The sequence below is a fragment of the Pseudomonas sp. Pf153 genome (genome assembly GCF_001269775.1).
GTDB lineage: Bacteria > Pseudomonadota > Gammaproteobacteria > Pseudomonadales > Pseudomonadaceae > Aquipseudomonas > Aquipseudomonas uvaldensis.
The window spans coordinates 147,051-165,570 of the sequence record NZ_LHVL01000026.1; the positions used below are offsets into that span (position 1 = coordinate 147,051).

Here is an 18,520-nt window from a genome sequence, read left to right on the forward strand (position 1 = left end):
CGCGGCAGCCAGAAATGACAAAGGACCCAATCAAGGGTCCTTTGTTTTTTACATCAACGACTTATCAACCGAACGGGTGACGCAGAACGATGGTTTCGTTGCGATCCGGCCCTGTCGAAATAATGTCGATCGGCGCGCCGACCAGCTCTTCGAGACGCTGGATATAGTTGCGAGCCGCCACTGGCAACTCGTCCAGGGTCTTGGCACCCACGGTGGACTCGGTCCAGCCCGGCATCTGTTCGTACACCGGCTCCAGGCCGATGTAGCTGTCAGCGTCGGTCGGTGCGTCGATGACAGCGCCGTCCTGGTTCTTGTAGCCCACGCAGATATTGATGGTTTCCAGGCCGTCCAATACGTCCAGCTTGGTCAGGCACAGGCCCGAGATGCTGTTGACATCGATGGCGCGGCGCAGGATGACGGCATCGAACCAGCCGCAACGACGGGCACGCCCGGTGGTGGCACCGAACTCATGACCGCGCTTGGCCAGGAAGGCACCGACGTCATCGAACAGCTCGGTCGGAAACGGACCCGAACCCACGCGCGTGGTGTAGGCCTTGGTGATGCCCAGGATGTAATCCACATACATCGGACCGAAGCCCGAACCGGTGGCGATACCGCCTGCGGTGGTGTTCGAACTGGTGACGTACGGGTAGGTACCGTGGTCGATGTCCAGCAGCGAACCCTGTGCGCCTTCGAACATGATGTCCTTGCCGGCGCGACGCAGCTCATGCAGCTCGGCCGTGACGTCGAGCATCATTGGCTTGAGCAGCTCGGCGTACTCCATGCACTCGTCCAGGGTCTTCTGGAAGTCGATGGCCGGCTCTTTGTAGTAATTGACCAGGACAAAGTTGTGGTAGTCCAGCAACTCGCCCAGCTTGGCGGCGAAACGCTCGCGGTGGAACAGGTCGCCGATGCGCAGGCCGCGGCGAGCCACTTTGTCTTCGTAGGCAGGGCCGATACCGCGCCCGGTAGTACCGATTTTCATCTCGCCACGGGCCTTTTCACGGGCCTGGTCCAGCGCAACGTGGTAGGACAGGATCAGCGGGCAGGATGGGCTGATACGCAGACGCTCGCGCACCGGTACGCCTTTCTCTTCCAGCTTGACGATTTCCCGCAGCAACGCGTCGGGAGCCACTACGACACCGTTGCCGATCAGGCACTGTACGCCTTCACGCAGCACGCCCGATGGAATCAGGTGCAGGACGGTTTTCTCACCGTCGATCACCAGGGTGTGACCTGCGTTGTGGCCACCCTGGTAGCGCACTACGGCGGCAGCATGTTCGGTCAGCAGATCGACGATCTTGCCTTTGCCCTCATCACCCCACTGGGTGCCCAGGACTACGACATTCTTACCCATAACACTTGTCCTCATTCGCGCAAACTTGGTGCCGGCCGCGGCCGGCAGGAAAACTCAAGAAGCCAGCGGCAGTACCTGCCAAAGCCCGTTGTGCTGAATCAATTGTCGGTCGCAGTCCGCTTCACGGGCGGCGGCCAAAGGCTGCCCAGGCAACGCCTGGACGACACGCTGACCCTCACTGCGCAACTGGCAGACCGCCTGCCAAAGAGCCGCATCCGTACTGTCAGGCATCCAGATACCGCCGGACGGTAACTCGACTTCAGCACGCCCCAGGGTCACCAGGGTTTTCAAATCGGTAGAAAAGCCGGTCGCCGGACGGGCGCGGCCGAAGTCGGCGCCGATGTCGTCGTAACGACCGCCCTGGGCGATGGATTGGCCCACGCCCGGTACGAATACTGCGAACACCACGCCGGTGTGATAGTGATAACCGCGCAACTCGCCCAGGTCGAAGTACAAGGGCAGCTCCGGGAAACGTACCGACAGACGCTCGGCAATCGCCAGCAGGTCATCCAGGGCTGCCAGGACGGCCGCTGACGCGTGGGCCAGGCGCTCGCGGGCAGCGGTCAGCACCTCACGACCACCGCACAGGTCCACCAGTGCTCGCAGCATGTCGGACAGATCAGCGGGGAGTCCTTCGGTCAGGCTGATGACTTCGTCGATGGCTTTGCGCTGCAAAGCGTCGAACAACTGCTGTTCCACTTCACCGGACAGACCGGCCGCACGGGCCAGGCCGCGATAGATACCAACATGGCCGAGGTCCATATGGACATCCGGTACGTCGGCCAGTTGCAGCATGGCCAGCATCAGACTGATGACTTCCACGTCACTGCTCGGGCTGGCATCACCGTACAACTCGGCACCCAACTGGATCGGGCTACGGGAAGATGACAAGGCACGGGGCTGGGCATGCAACACACTACCGGCATAGCACAGGCGACTCGGCCCTTCCCGGCGCAAGGTGTGAGCGTCGATACGTGCCACTTGCGGCGTGATGTCGGCCCGAAAGCCCATCTGCCGGCCCGACTGCGGGTCAACGACCTTGAAGGTACGCAAGTCCAGGTCCTGGCCCGCGCCGGTCAGCAGGGATTCCAGGTACTCGATATGAGGGGTGACGACGAATTCGTAACCCCAGCTCTGGAACAGATCCAACACCTGCCGACGCGCTACTTCGATACGCGCAGCTTCCGGTGGCAGTACTTCTTCGATGCCATCTGGCAGCAGCCAGCGGTCTACCGTTGCCATTACGCCATTCCCCTATGGTCCGGGCGGCCAGCCTTCGGGCAAGCCTTGAGTGAAGCAGAAAATGCTCGGCCCATGCACAAACAACGCGCAAGAGCGACGTGACGAATGACCCGGAATCGGCCTCGTCCAGCACTTTCCTCGAAAAACCTGTCGAGTCGTTCAACCCGACGCCTGCCACCGATAACCGCAATCGAACGTGCAGACGCAAAAAAGCCGGGAATTTCCCGGCTGCCGCATCATACACTCGTTTTCCCAAAGGATCACCCCGCCCGACGCTTTAGCCGCCAGGCGGAGTGTCTCGAGTCAACGCTGCATCAAGGCTTGGTCTTTTCCAGGTAGCGGAAAAAGTCGCTGCTCGGGTCCAGAACCAGCACATCGGATTTACGTCCGAAGCTTTCACGGTAAGCGTTCAGGCTACGGTAGAACGCGTAGAACTCCTGATCCTGACCGTAGGCCTTGGCGTAGATCGCAGCGGCCTGGGCATCACCATCACCGCGAACCTCCTCCGATTCACGATAGGCTTCAGCCAGCAGCACGCGACGTTGACGATCGGCGTCGGCACGGATGCCCTCGGCCAGCTCGTTACCCTTGGCGCGGTGTTCGCGGGCTTCACGCTCGCGCTCGGTGCTCATCCGTTCGAACACGCTGCGGTTCACTTCCTTCGGCAGGTCGATGGCCTTGACGCGGACATCGACCACTTCGATACCCAGCTCCTTCTCCGCCATCGCGTTCAGCGAACGGGTGATGTCGGCCATGAGCGCATCACGCTCACCGGATACCACTTCATGCAGCGTGCGCTTGCCGAACTGGTCACGCAGGCCCGACTCCAGGCGACGGGACAGGCGTTCGTCAGCGATCTGCTTGAGGCCGGACGTCGCAGTGTAGAAGCGCTCTGCATCCTTCACGCGCCATTTGGCGTAGGCATCGACCATGACCGCTTTCTTTTCCAACGTCAGGAAACGTTGCGTCGGCGCATCCAGTGTCATCAGGCGGGCGTCGAACTTGCGCACCTTGTTGACGTACGGCACCTTCACATGCAGACCTGGTTGGACATCCGTCTCCACCACGCGACCGAATTGCAGCAACACCGCACGCTCGGTCTGGGACACGATGTAGAAGCAGTTCCAGGCAGCGATCGCCACGACGACGCCGACAATAAGGGCGATCAGCGATTTATTGCTCATCAGCGACTCTCCCTGGTACGTGCTTGCTGTTGCTCAACCGCCGGGCGGGTATTCGCTTCATTGTTGGCGGGCGCCATGCCGGCCGGCGGCACACTGGTGGTACGACCGCTCTCGATCATCTTGTCCAGCGGCAGGTACAGCAGGTTGCTTTGGCCGTTCTTGTTGCCGGTCACGAGGACTTTGCTGGTGTTACTGAAGACTTCCTGCATGGTGTCCAGGTACAGACGCTGGCGGGTCACTTCAGGCGCCTTGCGGTACTCGGCCACCAACTTGGTGAAGCGGTCAGCCTCACCCTTGGCACGGGAAACCACTTCGTCGCGATAGCCGTTGGCATCTTCGATGATGCGCTGGGCCTGACCACGAGCTTCGGGCACGACGCCGTTGGCGTAGGTCTCGGCCTGGTTGCGCGAACGCTGTTCGTCCTCTCGGGCACGGATCACATCGTCGAACGCTTCCTGGACCTCGCGTGGCGCCGCGGCGCTCTGCACGTTGACCTGGGTGACGGTAATGCCGGTGCGATAGGTGTCGAGGAACCGCTGCAGGCGCTCCTTGATTTCGCTGGCCATCAACTCACGACCCTCGGTCAACACCTGGTCCATGGCGGTGGAACCCACCACATGGCGCAAGGCACTTTCGGTCGCATGTTGCAGACTGACTTCCGGCTGGTCGACGTTCAGCACGAAGTCCTGCAGGTTGGTGATCTTGTACTGCACGGTCAGTGGAACCTCGACGATGTTTTCATCTTCGGTCAGCATCTGGCCCTGCTTGGTGTAGGCACGCTCACGCGTGACGTTCTCCATGTATTTCTGATCGATCGGCGGGAAATAGATGTTCAGGCCCGGGCCGACGGTTTCGTAGTACTTGCCGAAGCGCAGCACCACGGCTTGCTCCTGCTCGTCCACGACATAGACCGCACTGTACAGCCAGACAGCCGCGAGCACGACCAGGCCGATGCCGAGCAGGCCAAAACCGCCGCCCTTGCCTGGCCGACCGCCGTCGTCACCGCGTTTCTTACCACCACCGAACAAACCGTTCAGGCTTTCCTGCAGCTTGCGGAAGGCCTCGTCGAGATCCGGAGGCCCCTTGCGATCGCCATTGTTTCGACGCTTGCCACCCCAGGGATCCTGATTATTCGAGTTGCCACCCGGCTCATTCCAAGCCATAGCGCTCTCCATCTGATAAAGCAAAGACGCACCCACGGCGCGCCGACCAATGCTACAGAATGCCTGACACAGCGTTCTCAGGCTTTTATTGCAAAGTGTGTTGCTCGATGAACTCCATCGGTTGCAGCCCTTCGCGACTGACCAGACGGTTCAGCTCCGATCGAGGCAGGCGTACCGCCAGCAGGCAGGTGCCTTCTTCGTCGTGTTCTTCTTTTTGCACCGCCCCCAACTCGAAGAACTGGGCACGCAGCCGGGCGAAACGCTGCGACAGCTTCAAGGTGCCGACAAACAGGTCGTCGCCCAGCAGCTCGGCCACGGCCTGTTTGAGCAGATCGAGGCCGGTACCGTCCCGGGCCGACAACCAGACCCGCTGCGGCTTGCCATCGGCATCGCGCTGGATCTGCGGCTCCACGCCTTCGAGCAAATCGAGTTTGTTGTATACCTCGAGGATCGGCAAGTCCTGGGCTCCGATCTCGCCCAGCACCACCATGACCTGTTCGATCTGCAACATACGATCCGGCTCGGCGGCGTCGATCACATGCAGCAGCAGGTCGGAGTTGCTCGACTCTTCGAGCGTAGCCCGGAAAGCTTCGACCAGCTTGTGCGGCAGGTGCCGGATGAAGCCTACGGTGTCGGCCAGCACGATCGGCCCGAGGTCGTCCAGGTCAAGCCGGCGCAAGGTCGGGTCGAGGGTGGCGAACAACTGGTCGGCGGCGTAGACGTCCGATTCGGTCACATTATTGAACAACGTGGATTTGCCGGCGTTGGTATAGCCCACCAGCGAAACCGTCGGGATGTCTGCGCGCTTGCGGCCACGGCGCGACTGCTCGCGCTGGCTGCGGACCTTTTCCAGGCGCCCTTTGATCTGGCGCAGGCGGACCCGCAGCAGACGCCGGTCGGTTTCCAGCTGGGTTTCACCCGGGCCACGCAGGCCGATACCGCCCTTTTGCCGCTCAAGGTGAGTCCAGCCACGGACCAGCCGGGTGCTCATGTGCTCGAGCTGGGCCAGTTCGACCTGGAGCTTGCCTTCATGGGTACGGGCGCGTTGGGCGAAAATATCGAGGATCAGCCCGGTTCGATCAATCACGCGGCACTCGAAGACACGTTCGAGGTTGCGTTCCTGACTGGGCGTGAGGATGTGATTGAAAATCACCAGATCGACCTGTTCGGCCTTGACCAGGTCGCGCAACTCCTCGACCTTGCCACTGCCGATCAGGAACTTGGCGGTTGGCCGATGACGCGGCACGTTGAAAAACGCGACGGTCTCGGCGCCGGCCGAAAGTGCCAATTCCTGAAACTCCTGCGGATCTTCGCGCGCCTCAGGGTCCTGTCCTTCCAAGTGAACGAGAATAGTCCGCTCACCACCACCGTGGCGCTCAAAGAACAAAGGAGACTCCTATCAGGCGTTACCCGGCTCAGCGTCACCGCCATCGGATTCGGTTGCGCTTGGCAGACGAATTGCACGAACCGGCACGACTGTCGAGATAGCGTGTTTGTAGACCATTTGGCTGACGGTGTTCTTCAGCAGGATAACGAACTGGTCGAAAGACTCGATCGTCCCTTGCAGCTTGATCCCGTTGACCAGATAGATGGACACCCCAACTTTCTCTTTACGTAAAGTGTTCAAGTAAGGGTCTTGTAGCGAATGCCCTTTTGACATGTGCCGCACTCCTTTAAGGATCAATAATAAAAAACGGAATCAGATGGCTTGGGCCGTCACACCCCCAAGGATAGACGGCAATTGCAAGGACTCAGCCCAATATGGAGATGGTCCCGAGGTATTTCAAGGCGCGTGGCAGATTGTCGCAATCGAGGCTGTCGAGCCAATGCAGGTCAGTCCAACTGCGCAACCAGGTGAACTGGCGCTTGGCCAGCTGGCGCGTGGCAATGATTCCACGCTCCCGCATCTCGGCTGACGTCAGCTTGCCGTCCAGGTAATCCCAGACTTGTCGATAACCCACCGCACGTATAGACGGCAACCCGGCATGCAGGTCACTTCGCTCACGCAGGGCTACGACCTCGTCGATGAATCCCTGTTCCAACATTAATGTGAATCTTTGTTCAATTCGCCGATGCAGCACTTGCCGGTTCGCCGGAGCGATGGCCAGACTCGCGACAGTATAGGGCAATTGTTGCAGTCCCGAAGCGGCTGCTTCAGTACTTTGCGCAGATTGTCGCTGGCGCAGGGCGGTCATGCTCTGGCCGCTGACCCGATAAACTTCCAAGGCCCGGCTGAGCCGCTGCGGATCGTTGGGGTGAATACGGGCTGCCGACACCGGGTCAATGGCCGCCAATTGCTCATGCAACGCCTGCCAGCCAAGGCGTTCAGCCTCTTCTTCGATCTGTGCGCGCACCTCGGGGTCCGCCGCTGGCATGTCGGCCAGCCCGTCGACCAGCGCTTTGTAATACAGCATCGTGCCGCCCACCAGCAACGGGATCTTGCCCCGCGCGGTGATCTCGGCCATGGCCTGGAGGGCGTCGCGACGGAAATCGGCGGCCGAGTAGGCTTCGGCCGGGTCGAGGATGTCGATCAACCGATGGGGGAACTCGGCCAGCAGTTCTTTCGATGGCTTGGCGGTGCCGATGTCCATGCCCCGGTAGACCAGCGCCGAATCGACACTGATCAACTCGCAAGGCAAGACCTTGGTCAGTTCGATGGCCAGGTCGGTCTTGCCGGCGGCGGTCGGCCCCATCAGGAATATGGCGGGTGGCAACTGGCTCATCAACGACCGCGCAGAAACAGTTTGTCCAGGTCGTCCAGGCCCAGTTGGGTCCAGGTCGGCCGGCCATGGTTGCATTGACCGCTGCGCTCGGTGTTTTCCATGTCCCGCAGCAGGCCGTTCATTTCCGGCAGGGCCAGGCGCCGGTTGGCGCGAATTGCGCCGTGGCAGGCCATGGTGCCGAGCAGTTCGTTCAGGTGCGCCTGGATCCGGTCGCTGGTGCCGTACTCCATCAAGTCCGCCAGCACATCGCTGACCAGGCGATTGGCCTCGGCCTGCTTGAGCAACGCAGGGATCTGTCTGATCGCCAGGGTTTCCGGGCCCAGGCGCTGCAATTCGAAGCCAAGGCGCTGGAACCAGCTCACATGCTCTTCGGCGCAATCGGCTTCGCGCTGGCTCACGGCCAGGGATTCAGGCACCAGCAACGGCTGGCCGCTGAGGCCTTCGCTGGCCATGGCGACCTTCAGCCGCTCATACATGATCCGCTCGTGGGCCGCGTGCATGTCCACCAGGACCAGGCCCTGAGCGTTTTCCGAGAGAATATAGATACCCTTGAGCTGCGCCAGGGCATAGCCCAGCGGTGGAACATCGCCCTGCCCATCGGGCAGCGTCGCGGCGCCGGTTTCAGGCAGGGGTTTGAAAAACTCCCGATAGGCCGCCTGGGCTTCGGCGACCGGCACGTTCGATTGGGGACGCGGGGTGTATTGATACTGATAGCCGCTGCCTGCGCCGCTACCCGCCGAGCTGTAGTTCGGTTGGGATTGAGGTTGCTCCAGCAAGGTATTGGCTGCCAGGCGCATCTCGCCCTGGGGACCGAACTCGCCAGCTTCCAGGCCGGTCGGGCGAACCATGCCCGCCACCGCAGCCGGCGCAGCCAACTGGTCTTCCGGGCGCACATCGCCCAAGGCACGGTGCAGGGTGCCGTAAAGGAAATCGTGCACCATGCGCCCATCGCGAAAGCGCACTTCATGCTTGGTCGGGTGCACGTTGACGTCCACCACCGACGGATCGACCTCGAAGAACAATACGAAGGTCGGATGCCGACCATTGAACAGCACATCGCGATAAGCCTGGCGTACCGCGTGAGCCACCAGCTTGTCGCGCACGGCCCGGCCGTTCACATAGAAGTACTGCAAATCCGCCTGGCTGCGGGAGAAGGTCGGCAACCCGACCCAGCCCCACAGGTGCAAGCCATTGCGCTCCACCTCGATGGGCAATGCCTGCTCCAGGAAACCCGAGCCGCACACCGCCGCCACGCGCCGGGCGCGGGCTGCATCGTCACGGGCCTCATGCAGACTGAGGATGGTCTTGCCGTTGTGGCGCAGATGAAAGGCCACGTCGAAACGCGCCAGGGCCAGGCGCTTGATGACTTCTTGCAGGTGATCGAATTCGGTTTTCTCGGCCTTCAGGAACTTGCGTCGGGCCGGGGTATTGAAGAACAGGTCGCGCACTTCCACAGAGGTGCCCACCGGGTGGGCGGCGGGCTGGACCCGGGAAGCCATGTCCCGGCCTTCAGTCTCGACTTGCCATGCCTGGTCGGCGTCACGGGTGCGCGAGGTGAGGGTCAGGCGCGACACCGAACTGATGGATGCCAGCGCCTCGCCACGGAACCCCAGGCTCATGACGCGTTCGAGGTCTTCCAGGTCGCGGATCTTGCTGGTGGCGTGACGCGCCAGTGCCAGCGGCAGGTCATCGGCGGGAATACCGCCGCCGTCGTCGCGCACCCGCAGCAGCTTGACGCCGCCCTGCTCGACATCCACATCGATACGCCGGGCACCGGAATCGAGGCTGTTTTCCAGCAGTTCCTTGATGACCGACGCCGGGCGCTCGACGACCTCGCCAGCGGCGATCTGGTTCGCCAGCCGGGGGCTGAGCAGCTCGATGCGGGCGTTGCCGCCAATCACTTCATCACTCATTGCTGGGCCGCCACTTCATTGCCGGGGATGGTCAGGGTCTGGCCGATCTTGAGCTCGTCGCTCTTGAGGTTGTTGGCGCTGCGCAAGAGCGCGGGCGACACCTGGTAGCGAACGGCGATCATCGCCAGGGTTTCGCCAGGGGTGACCCGGTGGTCCCGTGGGCCCTGGGCGATCTTGCCGGAATCACGCAACCAGGCGATGTAGGTGCCCGGCGGCGGATTCTGCTGGAAGAATTGCCGCACGCCACTGCTGATGGACCGGGCCAGCGCCTGCTGATGACTGGAAGACGTCAGTTTGGAGGCTTCGTTGGCGTTGGAGATGAAACCGGTTTCCACCAGGATCGACGGGATGTCCGGCGATTTGAGCACCATGAACCCAGCCTGCTCGACGCGCTGCTTGTGCAACGGCGTGACACGACCGATGTTGCTCAGGACCTTCTGGCCGACGTTCAGGCTGGACGTCAGCGAGGCTGTCATCGACAGGTCGAGCAACACGCCGGCAAGCATCCGGTCCTTGTCGTCGAGGCTGACGTTGCCGGCACCGCCAATCAGGTCGGAACGGTTTTCGCTGTCGGCCAGCCAGCGGGCAGTCTCGGAGGTGGCGCCACGGTCGGACAGCGCGAACACCGAGGCCCCGAACGCCGCCGCCGAAGGGGCAGCGTCGGCATGAATGGAGACGAACAGGTCGGCCCCCTTCTTGCGGGCGATCTCGGTACGGCCGCGCAATGGAATGAAGTAGTCGCCGGTACGGGTCAATTCGGCGCGGAAGCCTTTCATGCCGTTGACCTGGCGTTGCAGTTCGCGAGCGATGGACAGCACCACATCTTTTTCCCGCTGCCCACGCGAGCCCGAGGCTCCCGGGTCTTCGCCACCGTGGCCGGCGTCGATTACCACAATGATGTCACGCTTTCCGGCCGGGGCCGGTGGCAGCTTGATAGCCGGTTCGGCAGGCGTCACCGGTACCGCTGGAACCGTGGCGACATTGGTGGGGGGCGGTGGCGGCGGTGCAGCATCGGCCGGGTTGTCGAACAGATCCACCACCAGTCGGTTGCCGTACTGGGCATTGGGGGCCAGGGTAAAGCTTTTCGGGGTCACGGCTTTTTTCAGGTCGATGACCACCCGCAGGTCGGTCGGCGTGCGCTGCGCCGAACGCATCGCGGTAATCGGTGTGTTGGCGGTGGCCACGTTCAGCGGCGCGCCCAGGGACGCGCCATTGATGTCGATCACCAGGCGATCCGGGGCGGTCAGGGTGAATACGCTGTGCTGTACCGGGCCCGTCAGGTCGAACACCAGCCGAGTATTGTCCGGCGCTCGCCAGAGGCGAACGCTGTTGACCTTCGTCTCAGCCACAGCATCGACGGCCAGTGCCGTAAGCAACAGTCCTACGACAGCAACCACCGCGCGAAAGCGCATACCAAACCCCATCATCAATTAGTTTCCAGTGCCAACTCGGCACACCACGACTCGCCACGCGAGCCTTGCGGGGTCAGTTTCACCGAACGCCCGCCATTCTGCGCGCCAATGGTAATGGTCAGGTCAGGCTTTGGCAAAAAGCCTGCACCCTTGCAGGGCCATTCGATCAGGCACAAGGCATCGTCTTCGAAATAATCACGGATGCCGAGAAACTCAAGCTCCTCAGGGTCCACCAACCGATACAAATCGAAATGGAAGGCGCGGATATCACCGATTTCGTAGGGCTCTACCAGTGTGAACGTAGGACTTTTTACCGCGCCAACATGCCCGAGGCCTCGAATGATGCCCCGTGACAGAGTGGTCTTGCCCGCGCCAAGGTCGCCTTCGAGAAAAATCAGGCCGTGGCCTGCCGTAGTACGCGCAATGCGGGCACCGAATTGCGCCATGGCTTGCTCGTCAGCCACATACAGGGTTACTTCAGGCAAGGTGATTGCTCCTCCAACAACTGACGAATGGCCGGGATCAGATCGGTCGCCGCCAGGCCTCGGCCCGACCGGCCGGCTTGCGCACCGGCATTGGCATGCAGCCAGACCGCCAGGCACGCGGCCTCGAAGCCTTCCATGCCTTGGGCCAGCAAGGCGCCGACCACGCCAGCCAGCACGTCCCCCAGGCCGGCGGTGGCCATGGCCGGATGGCCCTGACTGCAAACGGCCAGGCGACCGTCCGGGCTGGCAATCAGGCTGCCGGCGCCCTTGAGGATCACCGTGGCGGTGTATTTCTTGCTCAACGCCAGGGCCGCTGCCGGCCGGTCGGCCTGCACCTGGGCCGTGGAAATCGCCAGCAGCCGTGCCGCCTCCCCCGGATGCGGAGTGATCACGCAGTGCTCGGGCAAGCGGACAGCACCGGTGCTCAGCAGGTTCAGCGCGTCGGCGTCCCACACTTGCGGCAATGGTGCATTGGCCACCGCCGACAACAGACTGCGCCCCCAGGCGGCTTGTCCCAATCCAGGTCCGACCACCAGCACGTCAGCCTGCTCCAACAGGCCCATCAACTGATTCGCCGAATGAGTACCCTGCGCCATGACCTCCGGCAAACGCGTCAGCGCCGCCGAGACATGCTCGCTGCGGGTTGCCATGGAAACCATCCCTGCGCCACAACGCAGGGCGCTTTCGGCGCTCATCAGGATCGCTCCGCCAAATCCTCGATCGCCGCCGATCAACAGGACGTGACCGAACGAGCCTTTATGGGAAGTGGGTGCGCGAGGCGTCAGACGGGGGAGATTTTTTTGTGAGAGCAATCGTGCACTGAACGGTGCCGACTCAACGAGATCCGGATCGGCGTGCAGGTCGTCGAAGACCAGCTCACCGACTCGGTCCGCCGCATCGCCGGTAAACAGGCCCTGCTTCAGGCCAATGAACGTTACCGTCAGGTCAGCCGTGACCGCCGTACCCAGCACACGTCCGGTGTCGCTGCACAGACCGGAAGGGATATCGACCGCGGTGACTGGCAGCCCACTGACGTTGATCGTGTCGATTGCTCGCACATAGGGCTCACGCACATCGCCACTCAAGCCCGTGCCGAGCAAGGCGTCCAGCAGCACGCCACGCAATTCGGATTCGTCGGTCCATGCCTCAAGCGGCACGCCCACCGCCACGGCCTCGGCATGGGCAATGGCAGCGTCGCCCTGCAGGCGACGGGGCTCGCCTACCGTCAGCACTCGCACCGACCAGCCGGCACGGCGGGCCAGGGTCGCCACCAGAAATCCATCGCCGGCGTTATTGCCATGGCCTGTCATCACGGTCAGCTCAGCGGCCTTTGGCCAGCGCCGGACGATCGCCCGCCAGGTGGCACGGGCGGCGCGCTGCATCAATTCGAAGCCGGTGGTACCTGCCGCGATCAACTGTGCGTCGAGGGCCCGGATCTGCGCGGCACTGTACAGCGCGTCGGGAAAATCATCTTTAATGTGCGGCATGCGTCTTCGGGCTCCGATGTCTGGCAGAATTATACGCATCTCAGCTCCGGTTTCTCTCGCCACATGCCTGCCACTTCCACAGATCTCTCCGTCCTCGCCCAATCCATCAAGGACTGGGGCCGCGAGCTGGGCTTCCAGCAGGTCGGCATCAGCGGCCTGGACCTCGCCGAGCACGAGCAACATTTGCAACGCTGGCTCGAGGCCGGCTACCACGGCGAAATGGACTATATGGGCGCCCATGGCAGCAAACGCTCGCACCCCGAGGAGCTGGTGCCGGGCACGTTGCGCGTAGTATCCCTGCGCATGGACTACCTGCCGGGCGATACGCAAATGGCGCATATGCTCGGCCAACCGGAAAAAGCCTACGTCTCGCGTTATGCGTTGGGCCGCGATTACCACAAATTGATCCGTAAACGCGTGCAACAATTGGCAGAAAAAATCCAGGCGGTCATCGGCCCTTTCGGTTACCGCGCCTTTGTCGACAGCGCCCCTGTATTGGAAAAAGCCATCGCCGAACAGGCCGGCCTCGGCTGGATCGGCAAGAACACCCTCGTGCTGAACCGCAAGGCTGGCAGTTATTTCTTCCTGAGCGAGTTGTTCGTCGACCTGCCGTTGCCGGTCGATCCACCGCACGCCACCGAACACTGCGGGAAATGCACCGCCTGTCTGGATATCTGCCCCACGAACGCCTTTGTCGGCCCCTACCAGCTGGATGCCCGCCGCTGCATTTCCTACCTGACGATCGAGTTGAAGAACGCTATCCCGGAAGAACTGCGTCCGTTGATCGGCAACCGGGTGTTTGGCTGTGATGACTGCCAGATCGTTTGTCCATGGAATCGCTTTGCCCGACCGTCCGGGGAGAGCGACTTCAAGCCCCGTCACAACCTGGACAACGCCGGGCTGGCCGAACTGTTCCTGTGGGACGAGGACACCTTCCTCAAGAGCACCGAAGGCTCGCCGCTGCGCCGGGCAGGCTATGAGCGCTGGCTGCGCAATCTGGCGGTGGGCCTGGGCAATGCACCCTCAACGATTCCGGTACTGCAGGCGCTGCAAGCGCGGCGCGATCATCCTTCGCCACTGGTACGTGAACATGTGGAATGGGCGCTGCGTCAACACAACGGGCATCAAACCTCGTCGTTGTAGACGAACTTCGGCATTTCCCAGTGGAAGCGGATCGCCAGGAGCCGCAGCAGGAACCCGCCGAACAGCGTGATGAGAATTGCCTGCTCGCTCGGCAATTGCAGGTACACGCACAGCAAGTAGCACCATGCCGCGGCAAACGAAACGCTGGCATACAGTTCGCGACGAAAGATCAGTGGAATATCGTTACAGAAAATGTCCCGCAGGATGCCACCGAATACACCAGTGATCACACCGCTGACAGACGCCACCAGCATGCCATGGCCCATTTCCAGGGCGGTCATGCAACCGATCAGTGTGAACGCCACCAGGCCCGCGGCGTCGAGCACCAGGAACATCGAGCGCAGATGACGCATCCAGCGCGCCAGGAACACCGTCAGCATCGCCGCCGCGGTGGTCAGCACCAGGTATTCCGGATGCTTGACCCAGGTGAGCGGGTAATGGCCCAGCAAAACGTCGCGCACCGAGCCGCCACCCAGGGCCGTGATACAAGCGATCAACACCACGCCAAACCAGTCCATGCCACGCCGCCCGGCGGACAGGGCGCCGGTCATGGCTTCGGCGGTGATGGCGATCAGATAAAGCATCAGCAACATGGCGGCGGTCCTGGCAGGAAGGCGCGCAGTCTAGCCATTTAGCGCCAGCACCAAAAGAGGGCAAGGCAACGGCCTCTACCTGAACCCCCTGTCCTTGATCCAGACAGCTCCCTCGCCACAAAAGCAATCTCGCCAGTCACTGGGGTGCTGTTTAGAACTTGATGAAATGCTTGCGGTAATGCTGCAACTCGGCGATGGACTCACGGATGTCGTCCAGTGCCAGGTGACTGCCGCCTTTCTGGAAGCTGTCGCGCACCTGTGGCGCCCAGCGGGCGGCCAGTTCCTTGAGGGTGGAAACGTCCAGATTGCGGTAATGGAAGTAGCTTTCCAGGGACTTCATATGGGTATAGAGGAAGCGACGGTCCTGGCAGATGCTGTTGCCGCAGATCGGCGACTTGCCTCTGGGCACCCACTGCTCAAGGAAGGCGATGGTCTGGGCTTCAGCCTCGGCCATGCTGATCTTGCTGTCGCGCACCCGTTGGGTCAGGCCCGAACCACCGTGCTGGCGAGTGTTCCATTCATCCATGCGGGCCAGGACTTCATCGCTGTGGTGGATCGCGATCACCGGACCTTCGGCCAGGGTGTTGAGATCACTGTCGGTGACAATAGTGGCCATTTCGATAATGACGTCGGTATCAGGATTCAGACCCGTCATTTCCAGGTCGATCCAGATCAGGTTTTGCGGATTTTGCATGGGGGGCTCCTCGGCGTAGCTGCGCAGTTTAGCCTAGGCAGGCCATTGGGCGTGCTAAACTCGCCGCCGTTTTATCCAATAGCTGCATTCTTCGATACGGAACACCCATGGCCAAACGCCAACTCAATCGCCGCCAGAACTGGCGCATCGAAAAGATCCAGGGCGAGCGCGCAGCCCGCGCCGCCAAACGTGAATCCAGCGCGGTGCAGGCGCTGGAAGGCGGCGATCTGGGCCCGGAACAGACCGGGCTGGTGATCGCCCACTTCGGTGTACAAGTCGAGGTCGAGGCCCAGGAAGGCGAACTGGCCGGACAAGTGTTCCGCTGCCACCTGCGAGCCAACCTGCCGGCCCTGGTGACGGGCGATCAGGTGGTCTGGCGGGCCGGCAACCAGGGTATCGGTGTGATCGTCGCCCAATTGCCGCGCCATACCGAACTGTGCCGTCCCGACAGCCGCGGCCAGCTCAAGCCGGTGGCAGCCAACGTCGACATGATTGTGATCGTGTTCGCCCCAATGCCCGAACCCCATGCCAACCTGATCGACCGTTACCTGGTAGCGGCCGAACACGCTGGCATCCGCCCGCTGTTGCTGCTCAATAAATTCGACCTGATCGATGAGCACAACGCCCCGGCATTGAACGCCTTGCTGGCGGTCTATCGCCAATTGGGCTACCCGGTACTGGAGGTCTCGGCCCACCACGGCAACGGCATGGAACAATTGCAACGGCAACTGGACGGGCGCATCAGCGTGTTCGTCGGCCAGTCGGGTGTCGGCAAGTCTTCATTGGTCAACAGCCTGCTGCCAGATGTTGAAACCCGTGTCGGGCCGTTGTCCGAACTGTCCGGCCAGGGCACCCACACCACCACCACCGCGCGCCTGTTCCACTTCCCAGGCGGTGGTGAGCTGATCGACTCGCCGGGCATTCGCGAATTCGGCCTGGGTCATGTCAGCCGGGCTGACGTAGAAGCCGGGTTCATAGAGTTCAACGACCTGATCGGCACTTGCCGATTCCGCGACTGCAAACACGACCGCGAGCCGGGTTGCGCCCTGCTCAAGGCATTGGAAGAAGGTCGGGTGCAGCAGCAGCGGATGAACAGCTATCGCTCGATCATTGCCAGTTTGCCTGAAAGCAGTTACTGACCCGGCAGGATGCTTTTCTGTGGCGAGCACCCATAAAAAAACCGCGAATAATCGCGGTTTTTTTATTTGGGTTCACTGCGCGGGCGCTGCGGCCGGCTTCGGCGCGGCATCCTCGAACAGGTTCAGACGCTCGCGCAGTTCATGGGCCGGCACCGGCTGCTGATCTGCCGGCAAGGCGTTCGGATCAACCGCCGCACCCGGCGTCGCGGCCGGTGGCGCCTCGCCTGGTGCGCCCTGCCCCTGGGCAGGATCTGACGACGGTTCATCGGTCTGAGAACCTTCGATGGCCTGCTGGGCCTTCTTGGTGAGCACCACGATGTCGATACGCCGGTTCACCGGGTTGAAGGGGTCCTTGCGGTCGAACAACGCCGACGAGGCATAACCGACCACCCGCGCCACCTGCTCGTCCGGATAACTGCCAGCCACCAGCGCACGACGGGCCGCGTTGGCGCGGTTGGCAGATAACTCCCAGTTACCGAAGTCGCCCTTGCCGATATAAGGCGTGGCATCGGTATGGCCGCTGATGCTGATCTTGTTCGGCACCGCCTTGATGGTGTCGGCCATGGCCAGCAGGATGTCCTCGAAATAAGGCTTCAGGCGCGCGCTGCCGGAGTCGAACATCGGCCGGTTCTCGGCGTCCATGATCTGGATGCGCAAGCCGTTCGGCGTGATCTCGAACAGGATCTGGTCCTTGAACTTCTGTAGCTGGGGGTTCTCCTCGACCTTGTTCTGCAATTCCTGGAGAAGCAGCTCCAAACGCTCGCGCTCGACCTGCTCGGCCATGCCTTCGGCCTCATTGGCATCGACCGTTGCCTTGTCGGGCTGAGGCTGGGATTTGACTTCGGGGTTGAGGGTGTTTTCCGGCGCCAGGACCGGAGAACCGCCCAGGTCAATGATGTACGGCGTGCCGCTTTCGGAAAAACCGACCGGGTCCTTGAAGTAGCCGGCGATGGCGATCTTCTGTTCCGGAGTCGCGGTGGACAGCAGCCACAGCACCAGGAAGAACGCCATCATCGCCGTCGCGAAGTCGGCGAACGCGATTTTCCAGGCGCCGCCGTGATGCCCCCCGGCGATGCGCTTGACGCGTTTTACGATGATCGGCTGGTTATTTTCCATAACTTAACGACCGCGAACCGCTTGTTCCAGCTCGGCGAAGCTTGGACGGTGCGCCGGATACAGGACCTTGCGACCGAACTCCACCGCCAACGATGGCGGCATGCCCGAGGCCGAGGCCACCAGGGACGCCTTGATGGCTTCATAGACGTTGAGCTCTTCCTTGGCATCGTGGGCCAGGGAATGAGCCAACGGGCCGAAGAACCCGTAGGCAGCCAGGATACCGAAGAAGGTACCGACCAGCGCCGCACCCACGTGCAGGCCGATGGACTTCTGGTCGCCATCGCCCAGGGAGGCCATGGTCACCACGATGCCCAATACCGCAGCGACGATACCGAAGCCGGGCATACCGTCGGCGATACCGTTGACGGCGTGGGACGGGTGCTCCAGGTCTTCCTTGAGACTGTACAGTTCCATGTCGAACAGGCCTTCCAGCTCATGGGGAGCCATGTTGCCGGACGACATGATGCGCAGGTAGTCACAGATGAACGCCGTCATCCGGGCGTCCTTGAGCACGGAGGGATACTTGGCGAAGATCGGGCTGGCGGCGGCGTCTTCGATGTCGCCTTCGATCGCCATCATGCCTTCGCGGCGGCTCTTGTTGAGGATCTCGTAGATCAGGCCCAGCACTTCCAGATAGAAAGTGTGACTGAAGCGCGAACCGAACATGCTCAGGGATTTCTTGAGCACGTGCATGGTCATGTAGCCGGGGTTGGCCTGCAAAAATGCGCCAAGGGCCGCACCACCGATGATCAGCACCTCGAAGGGCTGGATCAGGGCGGCAATCTTGCCATGGGAGAGCACGTATCCGCCGAGCACGCTCGCGAACACGACAATGATGCCGATAATTTTAGCCATAGATAGAAAGTACT

General features: G+C 61.9%; 17 protein-coding genes. 2 read left to right on the forward strand and 15 right to left on the reverse strand.

The annotated features are described in order from the left end of the window. Positions 1-64 precede the first annotated feature (64 nt). From AD666_RS19925 to AD666_RS19975, 11 genes are all read right to left on the reverse strand, one after another. Positions 65-1,357, reverse strand: coding sequence for an adenylosuccinate synthase (locus AD666_RS19925; protein ID WP_053155634.1), 1,293 nt, complete (start codon positions 1,355-1,357; stop codon positions 65-67). 54 nt (positions 1,358-1,411) lie between these two features. After that, positions 1,412-2,599: an ATP phosphoribosyltransferase regulatory subunit gene (locus tag AD666_RS19930; RefSeq protein WP_053155636.1), complete on the reverse strand. Its 1,188-nt coding sequence runs from the start codon at positions 2,597-2,599 to the stop codon at positions 1,412-1,414. A 314-nt stretch (positions 2,600-2,913) separates the two neighbouring features. Beyond that, a complete protein-coding gene (gene hflC / locus AD666_RS19935; protein ID WP_053155638.1) occupies positions 2,914-3,783 on the reverse strand; it encodes a protease modulator HflC in 870 nt (289 codons plus the stop codon). Next, the gene (gene hflK, locus AD666_RS19940) at positions 3,783-4,946 is read right to left on the reverse strand and encodes an FtsH protease activity modulator HflK (protein WP_053155640.1); all 1,164 of its coding nucleotides are present in this window, start codon (positions 4,944-4,946) and stop codon (positions 3,783-3,785) included. Before hflK ends, hflC begins: the two co-directional genes overlap by 1 nt. Before the next feature lie 85 nt (positions 4,947-5,031). Further along, entirely contained in the window at positions 5,032-6,333 is a 1,302-nt protein-coding gene (gene hflX, locus AD666_RS19945) for a ribosome rescue GTPase HflX (RefSeq protein WP_053155642.1), read from the reverse strand. 12 nt (positions 6,334-6,345) lie between these two features. Continuing rightward, positions 6,346-6,606, reverse strand: coding sequence for an RNA chaperone Hfq (gene hfq / locus AD666_RS19950; protein ID WP_053155644.1), 261 nt, complete (start codon positions 6,604-6,606; stop codon positions 6,346-6,348). 91 nt (positions 6,607-6,697) lie between these two features. After that, entirely contained in the window at positions 6,698-7,669 is a 972-nt protein-coding gene (gene miaA / locus AD666_RS19955; protein WP_053155645.1) for a tRNA (adenosine(37)-N6)-dimethylallyltransferase MiaA, read from the reverse strand. After that, positions 7,669-9,582, reverse strand: a complete 1,914-nt coding sequence (mutL, locus tag AD666_RS19960) for a DNA mismatch repair endonuclease MutL (RefSeq protein ID WP_053155647.1) — start codon at positions 9,580-9,582, stop codon at positions 7,669-7,671. The genes miaA and mutL overlap by 1 nt, the downstream gene beginning before the upstream one ends. Continuing rightward, the gene (locus AD666_RS19965; protein WP_053155649.1) at positions 9,579-11,009 is read right to left on the reverse strand and encodes an N-acetylmuramoyl-L-alanine amidase; all 1,431 of its coding nucleotides are present in this window, start codon (positions 11,007-11,009) and stop codon (positions 9,579-9,581) included. Before AD666_RS19965 ends, mutL begins: the two co-directional genes overlap by 4 nt. Next, the gene (gene tsaE, locus AD666_RS19970) at positions 11,009-11,479 is read right to left on the reverse strand and encodes a tRNA (adenosine(37)-N6)-threonylcarbamoyltransferase complex ATPase subunit type 1 TsaE (RefSeq protein ID WP_053155651.1); all 471 of its coding nucleotides are present in this window, start codon (positions 11,477-11,479) and stop codon (positions 11,009-11,011) included. Before tsaE ends, AD666_RS19965 begins: the two co-directional genes overlap by 1 nt. Continuing rightward, complete coding sequence (locus AD666_RS19975; RefSeq protein WP_053155653.1) at positions 11,467-12,966, reverse strand: NAD(P)H-hydrate dehydratase; 1,500 nt, start codon at positions 12,964-12,966, stop codon at positions 11,467-11,469. The genes tsaE and AD666_RS19975 overlap by 13 nt, the downstream gene beginning before the upstream one ends. A gap of 63 nt (positions 12,967-13,029) precedes the next feature. Between AD666_RS19975 and queG the strand changes: the two genes are divergently transcribed. Then, a complete protein-coding gene (gene queG / locus AD666_RS19980) occupies positions 13,030-14,109 on the forward strand; it encodes a tRNA epoxyqueuosine(34) reductase QueG (RefSeq protein WP_053155655.1) in 1,080 nt (359 codons plus the stop codon). Here queG and AD666_RS19985 read toward each other — a convergent pair. Continuing rightward, positions 14,091-14,702, reverse strand: a complete 612-nt coding sequence (locus AD666_RS19985) for a trimeric intracellular cation channel family protein (protein WP_053155657.1) — start codon at positions 14,700-14,702, stop codon at positions 14,091-14,093. The two genes, queG and AD666_RS19985, sit on opposite strands and share 19 nt — an antisense overlap. A gap of 151 nt (positions 14,703-14,853) precedes the next feature. Then, positions 14,854-15,396 (reverse strand): oligoribonuclease, encoded by a 543-nt coding sequence (gene orn / locus AD666_RS19990; RefSeq protein ID WP_053155659.1) that lies wholly within the window; start codon positions 15,394-15,396, stop codon positions 14,854-14,856. A 107-nt stretch (positions 15,397-15,503) separates the two neighbouring features. On the opposite strand from orn, the gene rsgA reads away from it, so the two are divergent. Further along, a complete protein-coding gene (gene rsgA, locus AD666_RS19995; RefSeq protein WP_053155661.1) occupies positions 15,504-16,535 on the forward strand; it encodes a small ribosomal subunit biogenesis GTPase RsgA in 1,032 nt (343 codons plus the stop codon). Positions 16,536-16,607: 72 nt separating this feature from the next. On the opposite strand, the gene motB is transcribed toward rsgA, so the two are convergent. Then, positions 16,608-17,651: a flagellar motor protein MotB gene (gene motB, locus AD666_RS20000; protein ID WP_053155663.1), complete on the reverse strand. Its 1,044-nt coding sequence runs from the start codon at positions 17,649-17,651 to the stop codon at positions 16,608-16,610. Positions 17,652-17,654: 3 nt separating this feature from the next. Next, positions 17,655-18,506, reverse strand: coding sequence for a flagellar motor stator protein MotA (gene motA / locus AD666_RS20005; RefSeq protein WP_014336292.1), 852 nt, complete (start codon positions 18,504-18,506; stop codon positions 17,655-17,657). Positions 18,507-18,520 lie beyond the last annotated feature (14 nt).

Bases quoted from the DNA above. Each gene is read 5' to 3' on its own strand.
- motA (WP_014336292.1), bottom strand. From the start codon at position 18,506: ATGGCTAAAATTATCGGCATCATTGTCGTGTTCGCGAGCGTGCTCGGC.
- queG (WP_053155655.1), top strand. From the start codon at position 13,030: ATGCCTGCCACTTCCACAGATCTCTCCGTCCTCGCCCAATCCATCAAG.
- AD666_RS19925 (WP_053155634.1), bottom strand. From the start codon at position 1,357: ATGGGTAAGAATGTCGTAGTCCTGGGCACCCAGTGGGGTGATGAGGGC.
- mutL (WP_053155647.1), bottom strand. From the start codon at position 9,582: ATGAGTGATGAAGTGATTGGCGGCAACGCCCGCATCGAGCTGCTCAGC.
- hflK (WP_053155640.1), bottom strand. From the start codon at position 4,946: ATGGCTTGGAATGAGCCGGGTGGCAACTCGAATAATCAGGATCCCTGG.
- miaA (WP_053155645.1), bottom strand. From the start codon at position 7,669: ATGAGCCAGTTGCCACCCGCCATATTCCTGATGGGGCCGACCGCCGCC.
- hfq (WP_053155644.1), bottom strand. From the start codon at position 6,606: ATGTCAAAAGGGCATTCGCTACAAGACCCTTACTTGAACACTTTACGT.
- AD666_RS19985 (WP_053155657.1), bottom strand. From the start codon at position 14,702: ATGTTGCTGATGCTTTATCTGATCGCCATCACCGCCGAAGCCATGACC.
- rsgA (WP_053155661.1), top strand. From the start codon at position 15,504: ATGGCCAAACGCCAACTCAATCGCCGCCAGAACTGGCGCATCGAAAAG.
- AD666_RS19965 (WP_053155649.1), bottom strand. From the start codon at position 11,009: ATGATGGGGTTTGGTATGCGCTTTCGCGCGGTGGTTGCTGTCGTAGGA.
- AD666_RS19930 (WP_053155636.1), bottom strand. From the start codon at position 2,599: ATGGCAACGGTAGACCGCTGGCTGCTGCCAGATGGCATCGAAGAAGTA.
- AD666_RS19975 (WP_053155653.1), bottom strand. From the start codon at position 12,966: ATGCCGCACATTAAAGATGATTTTCCCGACGCGCTGTACAGTGCCGCG.
- motB (WP_053155663.1), bottom strand. From the start codon at position 17,651: ATGGAAAATAACCAGCCGATCATCGTAAAACGCGTCAAGCGCATCGCC.
- hflC (WP_053155638.1), bottom strand. From the start codon at position 3,783: ATGAGCAATAAATCGCTGATCGCCCTTATTGTCGGCGTCGTCGTGGCG.
- orn (WP_053155659.1), bottom strand. From the start codon at position 15,396: ATGCAAAATCCGCAAAACCTGATCTGGATCGACCTGGAAATGACGGGT.